The sequence below is a fragment of the Paenibacillus sophorae genome (assembly GCF_018966525.1).
Taxonomy (GTDB): domain Bacteria; phylum Bacillota; class Bacilli; order Paenibacillales; family Paenibacillaceae; genus Paenibacillus_AQ; species Paenibacillus_AQ sophorae.
Window position 1 is genome coordinate 189,314 of record NZ_CP076607.1, and the last position, 19,651, is coordinate 208,964.

The 19,651-nt window shown below is 50.3% G+C and carries 19 protein-coding genes; all 19 read right to left on the reverse strand.

The window, feature by feature from the left end:
• Nucleotides 1-136 precede the first annotated feature (136 nt).
• A complete protein-coding gene (locus KP014_RS00850) occupies nucleotides 137-1,813 on the reverse strand; it encodes a flagellin N-terminal helical domain-containing protein (RefSeq protein ID WP_036604479.1) in 1,677 nt (558 codons plus the stop codon).
• Between the two features lie 235 nt (nucleotides 1,814-2,048).
• Complete coding sequence (locus tag KP014_RS00855; RefSeq protein WP_216700441.1) at nucleotides 2,049-3,158, reverse strand: hypothetical protein; 1,110 nt, start codon at nucleotides 3,156-3,158, stop codon at nucleotides 2,049-2,051.
• Nucleotides 3,159-3,234: 76 nt separating this feature from the next.
• A complete protein-coding gene (gene csrA, locus KP014_RS00860) occupies nucleotides 3,235-3,471 on the reverse strand; it encodes a carbon storage regulator CsrA (RefSeq protein WP_036604476.1) in 237 nt (78 codons plus the stop codon).
• A gap of 1 nt (nucleotide 3,472) precedes the next feature.
• Nucleotides 3,473-3,919, reverse strand: a complete 447-nt coding sequence (gene fliW, locus KP014_RS00865) for a flagellar assembly protein FliW (protein ID WP_036604474.1) — start codon at nucleotides 3,917-3,919, stop codon at nucleotides 3,473-3,475.
• Between the two features lie 80 nt (nucleotides 3,920-3,999).
• Nucleotides 4,000-4,566 carry a DUF6470 family protein gene (locus KP014_RS00870; RefSeq protein ID WP_036604472.1) on the reverse strand — a complete coding sequence of 189 codons (567 nt, stop codon included), beginning with the start codon at nucleotides 4,564-4,566 and terminating at the stop codon, nucleotides 4,000-4,002.
• Between the two features lie 15 nt (nucleotides 4,567-4,581).
• On the reverse strand, nucleotides 4,582-5,499 hold the full coding sequence (gene flgL, locus KP014_RS00875; RefSeq protein WP_036604470.1) for a flagellar hook-associated protein FlgL: 918 nt from the start codon (nucleotides 5,497-5,499) through the stop codon (nucleotides 4,582-4,584).
• Nucleotides 5,500-5,513: 14 nt separating this feature from the next.
• A complete protein-coding gene (flgK, locus tag KP014_RS00880) occupies nucleotides 5,514-7,115 on the reverse strand; it encodes a flagellar hook-associated protein FlgK (protein ID WP_036604468.1) in 1,602 nt (533 codons plus the stop codon).
• A gap of 56 nt (nucleotides 7,116-7,171) precedes the next feature.
• On the reverse strand, nucleotides 7,172-7,672 hold the full coding sequence (locus KP014_RS00885) for a flagellar protein FlgN (RefSeq protein ID WP_036604466.1): 501 nt from the start codon (nucleotides 7,670-7,672) through the stop codon (nucleotides 7,172-7,174).
• 12 nt (nucleotides 7,673-7,684) lie between these two features.
• On the reverse strand, nucleotides 7,685-7,972 hold the full coding sequence (flgM, locus tag KP014_RS00890; protein WP_036604464.1) for a flagellar biosynthesis anti-sigma factor FlgM: 288 nt from the start codon (nucleotides 7,970-7,972) through the stop codon (nucleotides 7,685-7,687).
• Nucleotides 7,973-8,075: 103 nt separating this feature from the next.
• Nucleotides 8,076-8,486 carry a TIGR03826 family flagellar region protein gene (locus KP014_RS00895; RefSeq protein WP_036604462.1) on the reverse strand — a complete coding sequence of 137 codons (411 nt, stop codon included), beginning with the start codon at nucleotides 8,484-8,486 and terminating at the stop codon, nucleotides 8,076-8,078.
• A gap of 113 nt (nucleotides 8,487-8,599) precedes the next feature.
• Nucleotides 8,600-9,439 (reverse strand): ComFC family protein, encoded by an 840-nt coding sequence (locus KP014_RS00900; RefSeq protein ID WP_051500664.1) that lies wholly within the window; start codon nucleotides 9,437-9,439, stop codon nucleotides 8,600-8,602.
• On the reverse strand, nucleotides 9,440-11,482 hold the full coding sequence (locus KP014_RS00905) for an ATP-dependent helicase ComFA (RefSeq protein WP_090833806.1): 2,043 nt from the start codon (nucleotides 11,480-11,482) through the stop codon (nucleotides 9,440-9,442).
• Between the two features lie 130 nt (nucleotides 11,483-11,612).
• Complete coding sequence (locus tag KP014_RS00910; protein WP_051499276.1) at nucleotides 11,613-12,077, reverse strand: glycosyltransferase family 2 protein; 465 nt, start codon at nucleotides 12,075-12,077, stop codon at nucleotides 11,613-11,615.
• A gap of 97 nt (nucleotides 12,078-12,174) precedes the next feature.
• Nucleotides 12,175-12,897 carry a response regulator gene (locus KP014_RS00915; protein ID WP_036587910.1) on the reverse strand — a complete coding sequence of 241 codons (723 nt, stop codon included), beginning with the start codon at nucleotides 12,895-12,897 and terminating at the stop codon, nucleotides 12,175-12,177.
• Between the two features lie 4 nt (nucleotides 12,898-12,901).
• Nucleotides 12,902-14,062, reverse strand: coding sequence for a sensor histidine kinase (locus tag KP014_RS00920; protein WP_036587915.1), 1,161 nt, complete (start codon nucleotides 14,060-14,062; stop codon nucleotides 12,902-12,904).
• A gap of 56 nt (nucleotides 14,063-14,118) precedes the next feature.
• A complete protein-coding gene (locus tag KP014_RS00925; protein ID WP_090833884.1) occupies nucleotides 14,119-16,815 on the reverse strand; it encodes a stalk domain-containing protein in 2,697 nt (898 codons plus the stop codon).
• Nucleotides 16,816-17,122: 307 nt separating this feature from the next.
• Entirely contained in the window at nucleotides 17,123-18,325 is a 1,203-nt protein-coding gene (gene metK / locus KP014_RS00930) for a methionine adenosyltransferase (protein WP_036592918.1), read from the reverse strand.
• A 214-nt stretch (nucleotides 18,326-18,539) separates the two neighbouring features.
• Entirely contained in the window at nucleotides 18,540-18,812 is a 273-nt protein-coding gene (locus KP014_RS00935) for an alpha/beta-type small acid-soluble spore protein (protein ID WP_036592917.1), read from the reverse strand.
• Nucleotides 18,813-19,040: 228 nt separating this feature from the next.
• Nucleotides 19,041-19,610 carry a hypothetical protein gene (locus KP014_RS00940; RefSeq protein ID WP_090833807.1) on the reverse strand — a complete coding sequence of 190 codons (570 nt, stop codon included), beginning with the start codon at nucleotides 19,608-19,610 and terminating at the stop codon, nucleotides 19,041-19,043.
• Nucleotides 19,611-19,651 lie beyond the last annotated feature (41 nt).

Genomic DNA, 19,651 nt, shown 5'->3' on the forward strand with positions numbered 1-19,651 from the left:
ATTATAAGAGTTTATCTTGAAATATCAGAAAGTTGAATTATAAAAGCTTGTACTTCACTGATACTATAAGAAAAAAGTCCCGGGCGGATGCCCGGGACTTCTATACTGATGTTTATAGCGGATAAGCCTGATTAAATTAACGGAGCAGTTGCAGAACGCCTTGCGGTTGTTGGTTCGCTTGAGCCAACATAGCTTGAGCAGCTTGAGCAAGGATGTTGTTCTTCGTTTGTTCCATCATTTCTTTCGCCATGTCCACGTCACGGATACGGGATTCAGCAGCAGTCAGGTTCTCGGAAGCTGTTCCCAAGTTGTTAATGGTGTGTTCCAGACGGTTTTGAACTGCACCAAGTTTAGCACGTTCGCTGGAAACTGCCGAAGTCGCTTTGTCCAGAACTGCGATAGCTTTGGAAGCATCTTCTCTAGTAGAGATGTTCAGAGCCGCTTCAGCTTTAACATCGTTTGTACCGTTAGTAACGGTGTTTTCAGTAGTGAAGCCAGCTTGTCCAGCATTGCCAGTGATACCCAGAGCAGCGGAACGCACGTCATTGATTGTCAGAGACATCGATTGACCTGTGTTAGCACCGATTTGGAATTTAGTGGAGAAACCTACTCCTTGTGCACCAGCGCCTACTACTTGGTCAACGTTTGTAACAGTAGTCATGTCTGCTGCTGTTGTAAATGCCAAACCGGTTGCAGATGCAAGTGTACCAGCTGCTCCATCAGTTAATTTGATATCTTTACCTGTTTCAGAAATAAATTGAATTTCATTGTTTTTGGACAGAGAAGCAGTTACCTTGCCGTCAAGACCAGCTTTTTGCAATGCAGCATTTACGTCCTTGATAAGATCTTGTCTTGCTGCATCAGCAACATTGGTATCAGTGTTGAAAGTGTCATATGTTTTAGCAGTTGTACCCTCATTCAAGGTAACCGTTACTGCACTTTCCGATCCTACAGTAATATCAAATGTGCTACCTGCAGCAATTGAAGTATCGGCAGCTGCACCAAGTGCAGCGGATCCTTCTAGTCCAGCACGTTCAACTGTAGTTGGATCACCTACCGTTGCAGCTTGAGCAGCGCCCAAACCAATAGCTGCATCAGCAAGTTGGCTAAACTCGATCTTACTGTTTTTACCCTCAGATTTAGCAGTGAACTCAAGACCAGTACCGCCAACTTTGATATCAACCAGGTCTGACAGCTTAGTACCACCAGATGTAACAGCACCAAGCAGAGCAGCGGATGCTGCATCATTACCAGTAGTTGTAACTCCACCAAGGTTGAATGTTTGACCGTCTACTTTTATGAATGTGGTAGCAGCAACTGCCGCACCTGTAACAGCGCCCAACTCAATCTTAGCGCTAGTTGCTTGAGTAACCTTGCTGCTATCTCCCGAACCGATACCGCCGTTAAGCAATTTTTGAGTATTGAACTCAGTAGTGTTGCCGATACGGTTGATTTCGGAAGTCAGTTGGTTCATTTCGTCTTGCAGAGCGTTACGGTCAGTATCCGTGTTCGTTCCGTTCGCGGATTGGTTGGAGATTTCGCGCATACGTTGCAGGATGCTATGAGTTTCGCTCAGTGCGCCTTCAGCCGTTTGGATCAAGGAAATGCCGTCTTGAGCGTTACGGGAAGCTTGGTCGAGACCGCGGATTTGGCCGCGCATTTTTTCGGAGATTGCCAGGCCGGCAGCGTCATCGCCAGCACGGTTGATGCGAAGACCGGAAGACAGTTTCTCGATATTTTTGTTCGTGTTAGCTGTGTTGATGGACAGCTGGCGGTGAGTGTTCAGCGCCGCGATATTGTGGTTGATAATCATTTGGAATTTCCTCCCTGAAATTTAGTTAGTTCCACGTCCATGTGGTAAACGCCAAACCATTAAGGTCGGCCGCCCTGCAGGATCAGCGTCTAAACTATATATCGTCAGGGACTCATGGACTATTTAGAGTTATTCGAAGATTTTTTATCTTTTTTACAAAAAACAAAAACAGACGGCTCTCCTCAGTCACGAAAGCAGTCTGTCATTGTATACACACAAATATCCTCTAAACAGATTAATAGATGGTAATTAGTTGAATGAATCCGTACTCTTCCTCGTAATGGAATCCCAGAGAGTGATTCCCCACTTTGTAGTCAAGTTCGTAACCGCCCTCTTCTTCGTTAAAATATTCCTCCCCAGGCTTACCAAGCCACCGTTTTACATTGAAAGGGGTAAGATTACGTTCATCCGTAAATATATTAAATATCATGACGCGGGAACTGGCATTCAGATCATGCAAATAGTCGTTAAAACCTACTGCATAATGGTCATAACGATAAAAGGCTCCCCATTCGCCATTTTCTTTGAACTTTGCCGTTTTCAGCTTATCTTTTACCGACTTAAAGGTCATGCCGAGCTTGAATTGAGGGTTAGCCGGCAAATATCCATTGAATGCAGCTGTTTTGAGGCTGTCTAAATAGGCGCGGTCCCCGCTTCCCGTGTTCGGCCATGCCGCTTGCTCCACATATCTGGTATCATCCAAGCGCAGCTCAAGTTTACTGATATCCAGCTTAAAGGTGTTAACTACATACTTGGACTTGCTGTTATCGTAGGCTTTGAATTGAACCCGTGATTTCGGCAAGCTGCGAATGCCGTCTCTTCGGCTCGCCGGATAATAATCGTCCATTCTCTTACCGTTATTATTCATGAATTTCAGCGGTTGAAGGACACCCGAACGAATAATAAACGGATGCGCAAGGTTGAAATTGGAGCTGCCCCATTCTGAAAAGAGTAACATGTCCGGCATGGACGCTCCGCTGCCTTTAACGGTATAATGCCAAGTCTGTGGCAAAGTGATTTCATGCAGCCCCAGATTGGCCGACTGAACAATCCCATATTTCTCCCCGTCCTTTAGCAAAGCCGCATGATATGTACCGGTATAGCTTTTATCACCCGCCTTGTTATTTGTCCAATAGTCTTGTTCCGTCAAGGCAGACACCTTCTCATCACCTGCAAAAATATAGACCGTATACGGTGTTTGAAAGGCGTCCCGCAAGGGAAACGATAGACGGCTGATACGTTTCAGCTCATCGGCGGCAATCCGGTTCTTCCCTTCGGCCGCGGCCTCAGAATGAAAGGGCACAAGCCATAACAAAAGACATGCAGCGATCAATACCACTACCATGTGTAAACATTTGTTTCTTTTCGGATGATTCATCTTGCTCTCTCCCTGGTAATTATATTATCTATCTGTTAGAAGATCAGTTATCCGGCCCACGAAGCCGATCGATTAGGGCATTCAAATCTGACTGTTGAGGAGCTGCTGACTCGCGGTTGGCCTCCTGGATGGAAAGATAGACTTCTTTACGGAAAATATCCACATGTTTGGGAGCAGAGATGCCTACCTTTACCGTGTCCCCATCAACACTCAAAATCGTCAGCTCAATCTGGTCTTGGATAACGATGGTCTCTCCTTTTTTGCGGGAAAGAACAAGCATTTTATCCACCATCCTTTCCGTCGATAACCGGCTGCTCTTGCAGCAGATTGTGCTTCGTATGATAAGGGGCTCGGTGCAGCACGATTTGTTTTCCGGTACGGCCGACAGGATTCAATACAATTGGAGCTAACAGATTAATCGTGGACTGTTCAATCTCTTCCTTTAGTGTAATGATACAACAAACCATCACTTCCGTTTCGATTTGCAGCTCCTCCGCCTCATCATCAGGCAGTTCAAATTCATAAGATGGATAGAAGGCAAAAGGGTCACCCAACAAAAAGGAGTGGCTTTGTTCCTTCACCGATTGCAGTACCCAAAATGGTGTATCCGCCATAGCAATCAAGGCAAAATCCGTCTCTTCATCAAATCCGGGAATTCCTTTGGGGAAATGATAAATCTGCTCTTCTTTCACTTCAAGTTCCCCCCAAGTCAGCGTTTCTATAATCAAGTTGTTCACTCCTCAGAGTAGGATATTTAGATAGCAGAAAAGCTATAGAAGCGCTCTTCGGCACATCTATAGCTCGATAACTACATTTGAACATTCACTTCCGGCGGAATAAACTGCACGGAAGCATATTGCTGCATGTATATATCTAATTTGCCACGGGTGTATTCGATCTCCGGTCGATTCCTTTCCACCTGGATATCAACTTGAGCCGGACGAAATTCAATTCGCGGTGCTCTAGTCTCAAAGTGGATGTCCACGTTGTCATACGATGCCGGTCCGCGCGGCTCCGGAAATGAATTAGGTTCGGTATCCGATCCGTATACTTCGGCTATCGTATTGCCCGGCTTGAAAAACTCCGCCATCCGGTTCCCCTGCTCCACCTTTCGGGCAAGATTCTGCAGATACAGCTGCTGAATACCGGAATATATACGCTTATTCATATCCAGCACGCTGCCTCCATTATAAGCCGCCCGTGCTCTGGATTGATCAATGGTAAGGTCTGGCCTAAAAGACTCCACATTAAGCTCTCCCGGAGTAGTCGTTATCTTCACTTCAGCCTTAGGCTGCTTTATGGAGTAAGTTCCGGGATCAGAATCAATACCGATTACAGCAGGAGTCTGGCGTATTTGCAAAATGGGCTGCAGCAATAATAGCCACCTCCATTATCTGATGAAATCAACGAGAGAGGTAGATATGATCTTGGCACCCACTGACAAAGACGCATTGTAAATGTTCTCTTGAATCTTGGATTGCATAATCAAGCCCTCATAATCGGCATCCTCGGTCTTTGCTTGCAGATCTGTAAGATTAATGTTCAAGTCGCTGAGCCGATCCCGTATTAATTCCACACGATTGGTTTTGGCCCCGATTTCAGCACGGGAGGATAGGATGGTTTCTACACGCGTGTCGATTTTATCCAACTGACTAGAAACTCCGACAAGATCGCCTGATGTCAATGAACTGGAAATATTGTTAATAATCGTAAATATATTGTCCGCATCTCCGGTATGGCCAAACACATCATTCCCGGTCATATTAATCGGCATCTGCACGCCTTCACCTACAATGTACTGAATCTGTCCTGTATCCGTAGTGATATTCTTAGAAACATCATATGTGCCATCTGAACCCTTAGCAAAATCATAGGGCTTCGTATTATACTGCTCACCATTGAATATATATTTACCGTTCAGCTTGCTGTTGGAAATGTCTACAAGCTGCTCCTTAAGCTGCATCACTTCTTGATTGATGCTATCCAGTGCCGACTGAGGGTTGCTGCCTGTGGAAGCTTGTACGGTCAACTCCCGCAGACGCTGAACGACATCTCCAGCTTGTCCCAGCACCGTATCATTATAGTCCAGCCAGGAAAGTGCGCTGTCTACATTCTTCGTATACTGCTCATTTGAGGAAAGCTCAGCCCGGTAACGCAAGGAATAAGTAATGCCCACAGGATCATCGGAGGGCTTATTGATTTTGCGACCGCTGGACAGCTGCAGCTGTGTATCATTCATGGTACGAGCATTCCGGTTCAGATTAAGCAACAGCTGTGAATTCATCATGTTGGAGGTGACCCTCAGCATACGCTATTCCTCCTCTATCTTCCGACTGTGCCGGTAGAATTAATTAATTTATCAAGCATCTCGTCATAAGTTGTCATGAAACGGGCCGCGGCACTGTATGCATGCTGGAACACCAGCATATTCGACATTTCTTCATCCAGGGATACGCCGCTGACCGATTGACGGCGGGAGTTTACCTGTTCTACAAGATAATCGGCATTATCCGTCTGACGGGCTGCTTCTTGAGATTGAATACCAAGCTGTCCGACCATCGAGCTAAGGTAAGAACCGACCGTTCCTGACTTGGAACCATCCGATGTAGTAAAAGTACTGTTGTCTTTCAGATTGCTCATCAGCAGCGCCAGAGTATTGTTGCCCTTAATAACCTGAGGATTCCCAGCAGTGTCCAGCGATGTGCGCAGCGATGTTGCAAACAGGGACACATCAGCCACTATATCTGCATTCAGCTTTATGTTACCGGCGGTGATCGTGCTGCTGCCGTCCGAGGCGGTGAAGAAAGAACGGCCTGAACTTCCATCCATGGCATAACCCAGTTGGTGCAATCCGTTCAACCCTTTGACTAAGGTCTTAACATCCTCGTACAGGGCAGCCCCCTTAGGCATTGCTTGGCCTGCCGCCAAAGTAACTACTGTTCCATCAGCCTGTTTAATCTCGGCATCATTGGTAAGCACGGTTCCCTCTGGAAGATTGGAGCCGGAAGGAAGTGTGATTTCTACATTCCCATTGGCAATCGTACCCGCCATATCATCAAGCTGCTTCTTGTAATCAGCGACATAATTCCTGCTGGACAAAATCATGCCGTAAGCTTCACCGGCCCTCAGATCTCCCGAGGTATAGGCGTCATTGAGAAATGCGCTGTTTACGGCAGCGGGATTTGCCGCCCCCTGAACAAGCGCCCGTGTTCCCAAAGAAATGTTATAGCCTGCATCGGTTTCTACCACAGTAATGTTGACAATCTTGGATAGCTTATCCGTCAAGAGGTCGCGCTGATCCCGCAAATCGTTGGCGCGGTCCCCCATACCCTCAATCTTGGCAATTGATCGATTCAGATCGGTTATGGCATTCAAGTGTGTCTGGATTTCTTGTGCTTTAGTGGCAATATTCTCATTGAGATCGCTATCCAGATTACTCAATTGGGTGCTCATATAGTTCATCGCATCCGTAAGGGATTGTGCAGTTTGCACTACGATTTTACGTGCGGTGGGATCCTCGGGATTCTTGCTTAGGTCAGACCAGGACTTCCAAAAGTTATCCAATACTGTGCGGATCCCTGTATCCGACGGTTCGTTAACAATCGCTTCCAGCTTATCAAGGGTGTCGGATTGGATGCTCCAGTTGCCATGGGCAGCATTCTCTCCGCGGTACTGTTCATCCAGGAACATCTCGCGAATCCGTTCGATGGAGGTAAATTCCACGCCCGTACCCAGCTGCCCGGGAACGGTTGAATTGGTAAGTCCATAAGCTTCAATTGGACTGGCTGCTTTCATATTTACCCGCTGGCGCGTATAGCCTTCCGTGTTGGCGTTGGCAATATTGTGGCCGGTTGTATTTAGGGCAGCCGTTTGGGTAAAGAGACTTCGTCTTGCCGTCTCTATGGAATGAAATGTGGATGTCATGCTACTTACTCCTCCCTTGTGTTTGCTGCAGCAAAACGGTATGCTGCGGGCTCTATTTATCCCCGCGCGTCAAAAAAACCAGGCCTTCTTGCCACATTATCCCGATTGGCCGGATGCTGGTAGGTAATATCCTGATTCGGTCTGCCGACAAGCAAATCCAGGGAATAATCTATAAATGCAAGCGACTGCTCAATCAGCTTCTGATTCAGTTCATTGGCTTTCTTCAAGCGATCCAGCGTATCGGCAAGCTGGCCTTGAATATGCAGCAATCTCGCTTTGTCTTCAGGGTCAAATACAAGCCGGGATAGTTCCGTTAGGTTCAGATTGAGGTTGGAACGGATGCCAACACCCTGCAGGAAATCATAAGCCGCCTGCGCGCGTTGCTCCTCCAACTGTCCGACAAGCTTCACAAGCTTAGATTCCCGATTAAGGATTTCAATGAGACCTTCTACCTTATTATCCATTATGGCTTGTTTCTTCGCAGCGGCCAGATCAAGCATTTGCAAATGCGTCTCGTCCAGCCGCTCGAGAAATTCAATCAATGCTGTCAGTCCCATGGATGATTTCACCTAATTCTCGGAGGATTGCTTAAAATAAGGGGCGAGTTTCTCGGCGAGTTTGGATGCGTCGACTTGATAAGTACCGGCGGAGACCTGCTGCTTGAGGCTTTGGATTCTTTGAGCGCGTTCTTGATCTATCTTCCCGCTGTTTTGCGCTTCCAAAAGCTTCATAGCTTCCGTAGAAATCGATACCTCGTCTTTGCGTGTGTTCTTTTTCATCTGATCCTGCCTTTGTGATTCCATACTGCGTTGATACGGATTAATCGGGTTAATTCGCCCGGTATCATTAACCTTCATTTCTTACACCTTCTTTCTAATATAAAAAGGCCGATAATCTTTACTAAGTTTATCGGCCTTGATTGAAACATACTTTATACCTGTAAGCGTATTTTTGCGGAAATTATAGCCCGCGCAGCTTGTCTACTGCTCTGTAGGCCCCTTTGGAATCCTTCCGTGACGCTTCCGACGCGGCAGCTTCCTTTGATGCATTCATCAAATCTTTGGTCAGCCTGCTGCGACAGCTATCGCACATATGCCCTTCCCGAATCAATGTTCCGCACACCTCGCAGGGATACATCATATTCGGCGCATTTGCGATGGAAATCCGGCCTTCCCGAATAAAGCGAGTGATTTCTTTAATCGGAATCTCGGTAGCGTCGGAAAGCTCTTGAATATTGGTCCCCCTGTTCTCCCGCAAGTATTTCACGCAAATCTCATATTGATGCTCCAGTTCCTTCACGCATGACTGGCAGAGCTCCATGACATTCTTGACGTATATCCGTCCGCACCGGGGACAATTATCGATATTCATGTTCAGCAGCCCCCTTTCCTTCCATTCTATCCGTAATTAGACTGCTCATGCTCCTAGATTACATGATTGCAGGGGTTTCGTCTACTTCCTGCTGCTTGCAGCAAAGATTTCCTTTACGAACGAGCCCAGGTCAGGCTGTAAATTTCAGCTTGGCATCCGGAAGACATGGCCATTCTTTGCAGCACGTCGGCACAGGAACGGATGGTGCTGCCTGTCGTATAGATGTCGTCCACCACAACAATTCTCACCGGAGTTGAAGAGGACGGGAGGAGAGTTCGGATCCGGGAATTAGCGCTGCCAGGAAATAGAAGCCTGTCGGCAAATTGTTCCGTCCATTCCGGATTCGGAACAAAAGCGCGCTTCATATCGGCAAGCCGCTCCGCTCTCCCCTTAAAGCTCTGCTTGCCGGTATGGTGCGCGCGGACAAGCAGCTCCATAACGGGGATTTTGCGGCGAGCCGATATGTACTGGGCAAGTCTTTCCGCCTGGTTGAAACCGCGTTCGGTTAGCCGGAGATCGCTAACCGGAACGGGTACAAGCAGATCCGCATTCCACTCCAGCTTCACTTCAGCCTTTATTTCCTCCTTAAGCATGCTGTAGGCGCTGTCCAGCATCCGTGCGAGCGGCTCGGCATACCTCTCATCGCCCCGGTATTTATACTGGCTGAGCCATTGACGCATCTCGCTGCTGTAGGCGACCGCGCTTCGGTTGCAGATAAGGGAAGAAGCGTCCGCCCCGCGGGCGCAATCCGGACAGCCCACATGGCGTCCGCATTTCCGGCAGCGGGGCTTGCGTATCCAGGGAATGGTTCGAACGCACGCTTCGCAGATTCCAGGAAGCGCGGTTGAAAGGTATCCCAAGCGTCCGCATGAGAGACATTGTTCTTGTTTAGGAGCCAGCAGGGAATGGGCGGCGCGCAGCCAACGGCCAATATTCACTGGAGATCTCGCCATTCAAGTACCCTCCCTATGAAGATAGCCTTTAGCGCGGGCGATCCGGTTCATTTTCCGAATCTGCGCGCATGCGCTCCGCTGCGAACGGTTCCACTGCGCGGAAGCGAACACAACCCGGCCTTTGGGATCGTCCTTGGAGCGGCCTGCCCGGCCTGCCATCTGAACAAGTGAAGCCTCGTCAAAGAGCCGGTTGTCCGCATCCAGAACGAAGACATCGCTACGTGGCACGGTGACTCCCCGCTCCAGAATGGTCGTTGTGACGAGCAGGGATATTTCCCGGCGGCGGAAAGCCGTCACCTTCCCGGCCCTCTCAGGGTCCTGCGATGAGGTTCCTTCGATGACAATGCCGGGCATAGCGCGCCGCAAGAGCTGCAGCAGTGGGTCAATCTGAGCGATTCGGGCTGCAAAAAGAAAAATCTGTGCCTTCCGTTCGAGTGACTGTCTTAGTGTTTTTAAGAGCTTTAGCGGCAGTCGTCCTCGCTTTAGGCAGTCGCTTACTGAAGGCATCTTCAAATGAGCCGGTACCGGTAGGGGATAGCCGTGGAACCGGACGGGAACTCTCGCATGCGCCAGCCTTCCCCGGCGGACTTCCCGCTGCATTTGCGGCGGCGGCGTAGCCGATAAGTAAATAAAGCTTCCTCCGGGCTTGCATGCCCCCTCGGCGGCAAAGGCTAGCATGGGATCGTTATGGTAAGGATAAGCATCCAATTCGTCGATAATGACAAGATCGAAGGCTTGATGAAACCGAAGCAGTTGATGCGTGGTCGCGAGGGCCAGCCGCCCCTCCGCCCAGCGGTCTTGGCTGCCGCCGTAGAGCACGGCGATGCTCTCCGCCGGGAATGCCTTGGCGAGCCGGGGCGCAAGCTCCAGCACGACGTCGCGCCGCGGCGTCGCCACGAGCGCCCGCCCGCCTGCGGCGAGCACAGCCTCAAGGAGCGGGAAGATCATTTCCGTCTTCCCCGCTCCTGTCACCGCCCAGAGCAGGAACCGCTCGGGGCGGCAGGCGGCGGAGCCCGCGCGCGGCTCCGCCAGGAACCCCAGCGCAGCGCCGGCAGCCTCCGCCTGCGCTGCGCTTAGCCCCCACCGGCGCATCAGCCCGGCGGGGGCCATGGCGGCCGTGCCCCGCACGGCCGAAAGCGCTGCGCCGCGCAGCAGCAGCGCGCAAGCCCGGGTGCGCCCGAGTGCGAGGCAGGCCTCGCAGTAGGCGCAGCCGGCAAGGCCGCACGAGGCGCAGGCCGTGCGGCCCGTGGCGGCGCTGCCGCAGCGCAGGCAGCGCGGGGGCGCGGCGGCTTCGGTGCGCCGCGCCGAGCGGGCGAGCCGGGCCGCGCAGCCTGCGGCCCTGGCAAGCATGCCTCCCGCCATCTTCCCTCTCACCATTTGCCGCATACTCGCTCCTTGTACCTCACCGCTGGCTCCATTCCCTCTCACAATCCGCCGCCAATCTGCACCGTGTGCCTCGCTCCCAGCTTTTTTAATCGGAAGCGACCCGACAGCCGCCTCCAGGTAAAGCCACCCCTGCAAATGCGCCAGCTGGGCCGCGCTTCTCCAGTGGCCCAATAGCCCGGGGTAGCGCTCGGCCAGCAGCGCCTCCATCTCAGATTCGAGCAGGGAGCGGCCCGGCAGCGACTTGGCGATCCAATCTGCATCCTCCAGCAGTTTCTGTGGGGAAGGGAGATCCTGAAGGTCCGTTCGAACCTTCGTAGATTCTTTTTCCAATACGTTTGTATACATGTCCCCGCTTGCCCTCAAACGCTGCTTCTCATTAGCCAGCTCCGGTTCAAGAATTGTCCGAACATAACGTTTCCAATCCGCTTCATTCCACTGCTCCATCTCTTCTCCGTAAAAGAAGCTTGACCGCAGCTTGACCGCCAGGCCCAGAGGCAGAGAAGCCCCGAGGGGAATCAGTTTTTCCTCCTCACTCGCTTTCCGGTTTCCCACGCCGTATAGACGTCCCTCCCACCATAACGCATCCACCCTTAAATCAATGGATATACGGATGCTCCAGCCTTCCCTTTGTTTTAACGCATACACTGCCGCCTTCATGCACACACCTCTTTCTTTTTTTGATGCTCCACCCCTTTAACTCGCACAAAAAAGCACACTCTCCCTCACTCGGAAAGTGTGCTTCACCTATTACCCTGATATTGAATTGTATCCGAAACCGGATATTGTACTACAAACCGCCGCCTCTTGATTGACATCCCCTGCTTCCTACAGCCCGCATGAACGGCAGGGGAATTGGCTGCTCCGGGAACCGCAAATCAATCACAGTTTCTTTATCCTGCTCGGCTGACTGCGCTTTCCTATCTTCTTGAGAATAACTGTCCTTGTACTCCGTCATCTGCAAATCCAGAGAACAACCGCCATCCCGCAGCCCGGAAACGATCCAATGCGTCCCGTCACTAGAGCCATCGTCCATAAAGGTTACCCGCAGCCGTTTTCCCGTCAGAAAGGACTGGAGAACCATCGCGCGGATTACCCCCTCCACTACAGATTCATGATTGCGGGCAATCAGAATATAGTGGAGCCATTTTCCCGTCTCAGAGGCAGTTTCTCTCTTTCCTCGGGACTTAAGCGCATGCACACATACTACCGCAGATGCATATACAGCTCCGATCCAAATCAACTGGGCTATCATGGGGATGCACCTCCTCTTATACCAACACTATATGCCGGTAAAAAAGAAGAGGTGACTGGCGCTGATTTTCGAATACTCCGCTGTATCTGGTGCTATTTTACAGCGTTACCCAGCCATATTTGATCGAATTGATAACAGCCTGTGTGCGGTCGTCGACTTCCATTTTTTGCAGAATGCTGCTGACATGGTTCTTAACCGTCTTTTCGCTGATAAACAAATATTCGCCAATCATCTTATTGCTCTTTCCTTCGGCCATCAACCGCAGCACTTCGGCTTCGCGGCGCGTCAGCGGATTGTTGTCCCCCGCCACAAACTTGACGCCTGCTTCCTTCACCGAAGTCTCCGCCATCGCGCCCGCTTCATTCAAATAGGTCATGCGCCGCAGTTGGTTAATTAGTTTACCTGTCACTTTGGGATGGATAAAAGCATGCCCCTCGCAGACCGAACGAATGGCATTGATCAGCGACTCGGCTTCCATATCCTTGAGAAGATAACCGTTGGCGCCTTTGCGCAGCGTCTCGAATACGTAACTTTCATCATCATGGATGGACAAAATAATCACTTTGACGTCGGGGAACATTTCCCTCAGCTTTTCCGTTGCTTCCACACCATTCTCGATCGGCATGTTAATGTCCATCAGCACGATATCCGGCTTGGTATGGTTGCAGAACTCCAGCACCTGGATGCCGTCGCCGCACTCGCCAATGACCTCAATGTCTTCCTCCATGTTTAAAATGCGCTTAAGTCCTTCTCTGAACAGCTGATGATCGTCCGCCAACAGTACTTTAATGGGTGTCTTGCCGGGATTCTGGTTCTCCATTAATTTACTCCTTTCCCTTCTCCACGTTCGTCGGAATATGGATAATGATGGTTGTGCCTTGATTCTCGGCAGATTCAATTTCCATTCTTCCTTCCAGCAGTTCCACGCGTTCGCGCATTCCGACCAGTCCGAAGCTCTCTCTGTTGACCTGCTCTGCTTTCATTTCTTGCACGTTAAAGCCTATTCCGTTATCCTTGACGACAATTTTAATTAACTGTGCCTGATATGTAATTTCCACCAATACGTAACTGGCACAAGCATGCTTCGCGACATTGGACAGCGCCTCCTGAATCAGCCGGTAAACGGCTGCTTCCATCGCTGACGAAAGACGATGCTCCTTGCCCCTCGTTTCAAAAGAGGTCCGGATCTTGTTCTTCTCCTCATAATCATGAACATACTTGCGCAGCGTGGGGATTAGTCCTAAATCGTCCAACGCCATCGGTCGCAAATTAAAAATGACTTTACGCATTTCTTCCAGGCTTGAACGTACTTGCCTTTTTAAATCTACTATTTCGTCCTGTACCAGTCCAAATTCCTGCTTTACGAGCATTCTTTCTACAATTTCTGTTCTAAGTACCAGATTTGCCAACATTTGAGCGGGTCCATCATGGATTTCACGGGCAATCCGCTTGCGTTCCTCTTCTTGAGCCAAAATAATTTTCAGCCCGATGATTTGACGGTTTTTTGCTGATTCGACAATCCGCGTTACATGTCCCAGTTCGCCGGACAAATACTTTAGGACCACACTCATTTGCGAGCCGATCGATTCCGCCCGTTCCACCGAGTTCTCGACGCTCCGGGCCCGCTTCTGAAGCTCGTCGCGTCTGTTCCGTAGGTAGGCTTCTCTTTCCCTTGCCATCATGAGATCGAGCTGCAGCTCTGTTGCCTTTTCATATGCGATTCGGATATCTTGTTCTGTATAACGAACAAAATCGCGGCTGACTTCCGTTAAACGGATACGGGACCGGCGGTAATCCACCTCCAGCTTGTCTACCTTTTGCAAGGTTTCATCCGTCTCCAGCCTGACCCGCTGCAGTTCACTGTTGAGATTTGCCAGCTCTTCACGGGCAGTTTGCAAAATCTCAAAAATCTGGTACTTGCTGTCTTCCATTACATTGATCGTATTCTTGATCACTCGGTCAATGGCATCGGTTTGGAATTCCACGGACAATTGCCCCATTTCTGTCGAATCATATAAAGGCGAGCCTTTATATTAACATATCATGATTCGATCGTTACGGTCTTCGTTTTCTGTTCCCATTTTACAGTTAATCCAAGCTGCTCGGAAACTAAACGAAGAGGGACTAAAGTCCTACCTTGCAGGAGTATAGGTGCTACTTCGGCGCTTTGCCGTTTTCCGTTTAGGATAAACTCCTTTTTGTTTACTGTAAGGTCGAGCGCTTTGGAGCCTCGAAGCACCATGATTTTACGGGTTGCCGGATCCCATGACGCGCTGCCGCCAAAAGCATCCAGCACATAGCGGATCGGCACATAAGTCGTCCCATCCTTCACCAACGGCGCCGAGTCAATGGTCTTCTTCGTTCCGTTTACCGTTAATGTCTTTTGTCCGATCACCATGACTGCCGTTCCTGACGGCAATCCCGCCTCACTGGAAAGCGAAGGCATCGTGAAGGAAATGTTGTCGAATGCCACGGTTCCGGTCTTGGCCCGCTCATCCTGCCCTTCCTCGACATTAACGACATACAGCCGTTTTAGTGTTACCGGGAATTTCATGTTTGAGCCAGAAAGGTCAATGTTCAATGTCTTCCATCCGGTCCAGTCGATGGTTTTAGCCAAGTCGACATAGACCGTCGCTCCGCTATTATCCGTAAATTCGGCCCGCAGCCAGTTCAGGCTCTTGTCCCCCATCACATCGAGCATCATTGAGGTTGCCGCTGCCGGAACCGGTTTGCCCGTTGTGCCGTTGAACTGGGCGTAGGCATACATCTTGCCCGTACCAGCTGTCATGTCGTAACCAAGCGACAGCACTTTTGAGCCCGCGTGATTGTCGCTGCCGTCCGTAATGATCGCCGATCCCTGAACGCCCGAAGCATTAGTCGTAAAGGCAAGCGGATAGGTGACATTTTCAAAATCCTCCCATGGGACAGCAGCTGCCTCCGTCAATACAATTACTGTGCTGAATCCATCGTAACGCGCAATGGCATAACCGGTCGTGACTCCCGGGTTCACCGTATTGACCGTCAGCTTTCCATCCTCTACGCTGCCCTGGAAGCCGACAAACTCCCATTTCAACGCGGAACCAGGCACACTGATTGAAGCGCCGCTGTTCGTGACTGCGGTTATCGGTACGGCAATTGTGGTTCCCTCCTTGAGCGGAGCACTTGCTGTTCCCGCCTTCAGACTGGACAGGTCGTCACTTCCGAGCACAGTAACCGTCGTAGATGCGTTTACCGATCCGCTCGCCGCTGTCAGAGTCGCTGTTCCCGGCTTCACCGCCTTCGCTTCGCCTCCGCTGACGCTCACGCTTCCGCTGCTTGACTTCCAGGAAGGATTGCCTGAAGTAACGTCGAACGGATTATAATACGTATCATAGCCTTTCAACGTATATGACGCCGTCTGTCCGATCAGCAGAACGCTGCTGCCGTTGATTTTAATCCCCTTTAATTCGCCCTGCGGCGCATTCGTGTAGACGCCTAGACCGTTCACAATGCTGCGCTGCTCCGTGCCGTACTCCGTATCGAATGTAAGTGTAGTCTGCGTTTCAGCGAGCGGACGATCAACCATTGTCGTCGAGCCGCCGCCGTCAAGATTCAGCCCCTTATATACGCCGATGCTTGTCATAAAAGATTGAAGCTCTGACAGGGACATGCCTGAGCTGTCATCATTCTTCTCTGCCGCGATGATGTACACGTAACGTCCATCCTCGGAATATCCAAGCGCCGTTCGTGCGCGGTATCCGCCAATACTGCTGACCGAACGGGAAAATGCCGTCGCTTTACCTTTATCGACCAGAATCGTATGTCCTCCGATCATCATTTTGAGGCTGGCCGGGTCAATGGTCTCTCCGGTCGCTTTCGATTGCAGCGAATACGCCGCCGTCAACGGCTGGCCAACCGCCAAATGATCGGCCACGAACTTTGCCGCTGTCCCGTGCGTCCGTAAAATATATGCCCCCGCCGGTACAGCTATCTGTAAAGCGGCATTCATGGAGATCTGCGTAATGATTCCGTTCTCGACAAGCACTTCCGTCGGTGTAGTCGAGCTGTTCTTTGGACGATCCTGCGCCGTCCAAGCATCCGTATAAATGTATGCTGCGTTGGCATGGCTGTAAGTGGAAGCTCCGCCCTCTGGGCTGTACGCTCCCTTGTTAACCCCGGATAAGGCGAACTGCGTCCCATCTGCCGCCGTTACCATTCCCGTGAATGCAAAATCGTCGATTACCGGCTTATTATCTGTCGTTAGAGCAAAACCATAGAGGCCGTCCAACTGCGATGGTGTTGATACCAGCGTTCCTCCGGACACTTCGCCTCCAATTGGCGCTCCTTCCCCGCCGGTATTAAAATAATCCCCATTTACTGCCGCCACTGCGCCCGTCTCTCTGGCCATACCACCGGTACTCTGGCGTGTAGTCAGCTTCCCGTTCTTGCCTGTCATGACATCAATGGAGACATATGGATTGTTTAGATCCACGCGAATAACATCTGCCAGACCAACTGCCTTGCTGCCGGAGCGTGTCACAGTATATTTATATTTCAGCTTTGTGGCGCCCGAGGTAATGATTTCTTCGCTCACTTTAGCAGCCGTAAAAGTGGAAGCGGCCACCGCGATCGAAGCACGCCCCTGTTCAAGCAGCGGCAGCTCGCCGCCGATCACCGGCATAATCCACAGCACTCCCGCGAGTGAAGCAGCTATCCATTTGGGGGCTGCGTGTCCCTTATTATTTCTTTCCTTGTTCATACTTGCCTGATCCGATGAGCAACTACCATTCATTCCAAGTAACTCTCCCATCTCTTGTATTCCAATTACATTCTCCCGGCCTGAGAGGAAACGGCTGCGACGCCTTTTAGGGGAGGCACCCCATTTTTAGTCTACACTCTTAATAGACTAGATTCTGCTGAAAAAGTTACGAAATTGATAGAAAATCTCTGAACTTCGTTGTTTCCGGCAAGAAAAAGGGCCTTATGTAGAGACAATTCAATAAGACTTGTCCGTACAAAAGGCCTTTTTGTTCATTATTCGTGGCGCTGGACGCCTGATTATTGAGTTATAAACCCGCCTGCTCCCTAAGCAGCGCCGCTTTGTCGACGCGTTCCCAAGGCAAATCCAAATCCGTACGTCCAAAATGTCCGTATGCAGCCGTCTGCTTATAAATCGGTCTGCGCAGATTCAGCATGGAAATAATTCCAGCAGGACGCAGATCAAAGTTGCCGCGTACCAATTCCACAAGCTGATCCTCACCGATTTTGCCTGTGCCGTATGTATCGACATTAATGGAAACCGGATTGGCTACACCAATCGCATAAGCCAGCTGAATTTCGCATTTGTCGGCGAGACCGGCAGCTACAAGATTTTTGGCCACATAACGTGCAGCATAGGCAGCGGAGCGGTCGACTTTCGTCGGATCTTTACCGGAAAAAGCGCCGCCGCCGTGACGGGCATATCCGCCATACGTATCCACGATGATTTTCCGTCCGGTCAACCCGGCATCCCCCTGCGGGCCGCCGATGACAAACCGTCCGGTAGGATTGATAAAATACTTGGTCTCGCTATCCAGCAGCTCTTCCGGCACCACCGGCAAAATCACATGCTTCTTGATATCCGCCTGGATTTGTTCCAGCGTAATTTCCTCCGCATGCTGTGTGGATACGACGATCGTATCCACCCGTACAGGCTTGTCATCCTGGTATTCGATCGTAACCTGGGTTTTACCATCTGGTCTCAAATAATCAAGAGTGCCGTTTTTGCGCACTTCAGCCAAGCGGCGGGCAATTCGATGGGACAAAGCAATGGGCAGCGGCATCAATTCAGGCGTCTCATTCGTTGCGAAGCCGAACATTAACCCCTGATCTCCCGCGCCAATATTTGCTGTTTCTTCAGCTACCTGAGCAGGATCCCGATCCTCAAGCGCCGCGTTAACGCCCTGAGCAATATCCGCGGACTGTTCGTTCAGCGAGGTCAGCACGGCACAGGTATTAAAATCGAAACCATATTTGGCTCGCACATATCCGATATCTTTAACCGTGCTGCGTACGATGGAGGGAATATCCACATACTCGGACTTGGTGCTAATTTCTCCAATAACGAGTACAAGACCGGTAGCAACCGACACCTCACAAGCTACACGCGCATAGGGATCGTTGGCGAGGAACGCATCGAGGACCGCATCTGAGATTTGATCGCAAATCTTATCCGGATGCCCCTCCGTAACCGATTCTGATGTAAACAAATGACGTCCTTTAACAGGCATGAATTCAACCTCCTATATAATAGGTAGAAACTGCTTGGTCATTCCTCATATTAATTCTTCTTGAATAATAATTCATATAAACTCAAGGTTTAACCCGGCAAAAAATCAACCTTTTCCACATGGAAAAGGTCGGTTTTCCTCAAAAGTCATATTAACTTATTTGCGTGAAAGTGTCAATCAAATCCAGCTAAACGGCGCTTGACCGTCTTCTAAATTATGAGAAAAGGGCTTGCTCGGCCTGCTTAACAAGCCGCTTCGTAATTTCTCCGCCAACAGAACCGTTATCCCGTGAAGTAATATTTCCGAGATATGGAGTCCGGGATGCCGCAGGAACTCCTCCCAAAGCCCCCAACTCAGAAGCAAATTCCGTGTCCGCCCCTGCTCCATACACAGGACCGTAAAGGCCAAATTCAGCTGCAATTTCAAATTTCATCTGCTTCAGCATTTCCCGGCTTTCCGGAACAACTGTGCGATTGCTGCGTGCCATGAACTGCACCTCCTGTATATTTGTATAAGATTACAGAAGTATTGTGCGCAGCCTGTCTTGCTTGCAGCCGCTGTAATGTTTGTTGGTTCTGGGAAAGGAGACCTTACTTTCAAGTGTATCCCTAAAGCAAATGTTCTGCTGCAGTTTAATAAAGAGCAGATATACGTGAATAAAAGATAACAAAAAAGCCAATTCTTAAATTATACATGTCACATAAGGTCCAAGGGATTACTGCAACGTGTAACCTCCTCGAACCATTACAACAAGACCGAGGGTCTGTCCGGATTGCACCGTAATTCCTCGTCCCTCTCTAGGAAAAGACAATAAGTGATTCGATGGCGCCGGCTGGCCGTTCGCCAGATCTTGACCGTCCGTTAGATCGGCTACACCGTTCGAATCCAGAGAATAGATAACGGCCTTGCCTGCTCTGACAATAAACTCAGCTCCGGCTGATGCGATTAAGGTCTGTCCCGGTTTAACATCGACAATGACACTCTCGTTGCTTCCATTTCCTGTCCCCGCCGCCGGAGAAGCTGTGGCTGTAGCTATGGGTTTAGCGGTAGCTGCCGATGGAGTGGCAGTTGGCGATTTGGTGGCGACCGGAGACGCTATTGTACCACCTTGCAGTGCTTTTTGTATCTGTTGATCGACGTAGCTCTTGGTCACCACTGGATCATCTGCGGTTCCAGGCTGATTCCCGACGTCAGCACCCTGTGCCGTATTACTGACAATCGAGCCAGCCCACACACCGCCTGCCAACAGTACAGCGGCCAATGAGATTTTCCATAGCGGCTTCATGGAGTTCCTCCTTCTAATGCAGGTATAAAAAAAGAATAGCC

Bases quoted from the DNA above. Each gene is read 5' to 3' on its own strand.
- KP014_RS00850 (WP_036604479.1), bottom strand. From the start codon at position 1,813: ATGATTATCAACCACAATATCGCGGCGCTGAACACTCACCGCCAGCTG.
- KP014_RS00915 (WP_036587910.1), bottom strand. From the start codon at position 12,897: ATGGAGAACCAGAATCCCGGCAAGACACCCATTAAAGTACTGTTGGCG.
- KP014_RS00885 (WP_036604466.1), bottom strand. From the start codon at position 7,672: ATGGGACTGACAGCATTGATTGAATTTCTCGAGCGGCTGGACGAGACG.
- KP014_RS00900 (WP_051500664.1), bottom strand. From the start codon at position 9,439: ATGGCGAGATCTCCAGTGAATATTGGCCGTTGGCTGCGCGCCGCCCAT.
- flgL (WP_036604470.1), bottom strand. From the start codon at position 5,499: ATGCTGAGGGTCACCTCCAACATGATGAATTCACAGCTGTTGCTTAAT.
- KP014_RS00925 (WP_090833884.1), bottom strand. From the start codon at position 16,815: ATGAACAAGGAAAGAAATAATAAGGGACACGCAGCCCCCAAATGGATA.
- KP014_RS00895 (WP_036604462.1), bottom strand. From the start codon at position 8,486: ATGAATATCGATAATTGTCCCCGGTGCGGACGGATATACGTCAAGAAT.
- KP014_RS00855 (WP_216700441.1), bottom strand. From the start codon at position 3,158: ATGGTAGTGGTATTGATCGCTGCATGTCTTTTGTTATGGCTTGTGCCC.
- csrA (WP_036604476.1), bottom strand. From the start codon at position 3,471: ATGCTTGTTCTTTCCCGCAAAAAAGGAGAGACCATCGTTATCCAAGAC.
- KP014_RS00940 (WP_090833807.1), bottom strand. From the start codon at position 19,610: ATGAAGCCGCTATGGAAAATCTCATTGGCCGCTGTACTGTTGGCAGGC.
- KP014_RS00905 (WP_090833806.1), bottom strand. From the start codon at position 11,482: ATGAAGGCGGCAGTGTATGCGTTAAAACAAAGGGAAGGCTGGAGCATC.
- KP014_RS00910 (WP_051499276.1), bottom strand. From the start codon at position 12,077: ATGATAGCCCAGTTGATTTGGATCGGAGCTGTATATGCATCTGCGGTA.
- flgK (WP_036604468.1), bottom strand. From the start codon at position 7,115: ATGACATCCACATTTCATTCCATAGAGACGGCAAGACGAAGTCTCTTT.
- flgM (WP_036604464.1), bottom strand. From the start codon at position 7,972: ATGAAGGTTAATGATACCGGGCGAATTAACCCGATTAATCCGTATCAA.
- KP014_RS00935 (WP_036592917.1), bottom strand. From the start codon at position 18,812: ATGGCACGCAGCAATCGCACAGTTGTTCCGGAAAGCCGGGAAATGCTG.
- metK (WP_036592918.1), bottom strand. From the start codon at position 18,325: ATGCCTGTTAAAGGACGTCATTTGTTTACATCAGAATCGGTTACGGAG.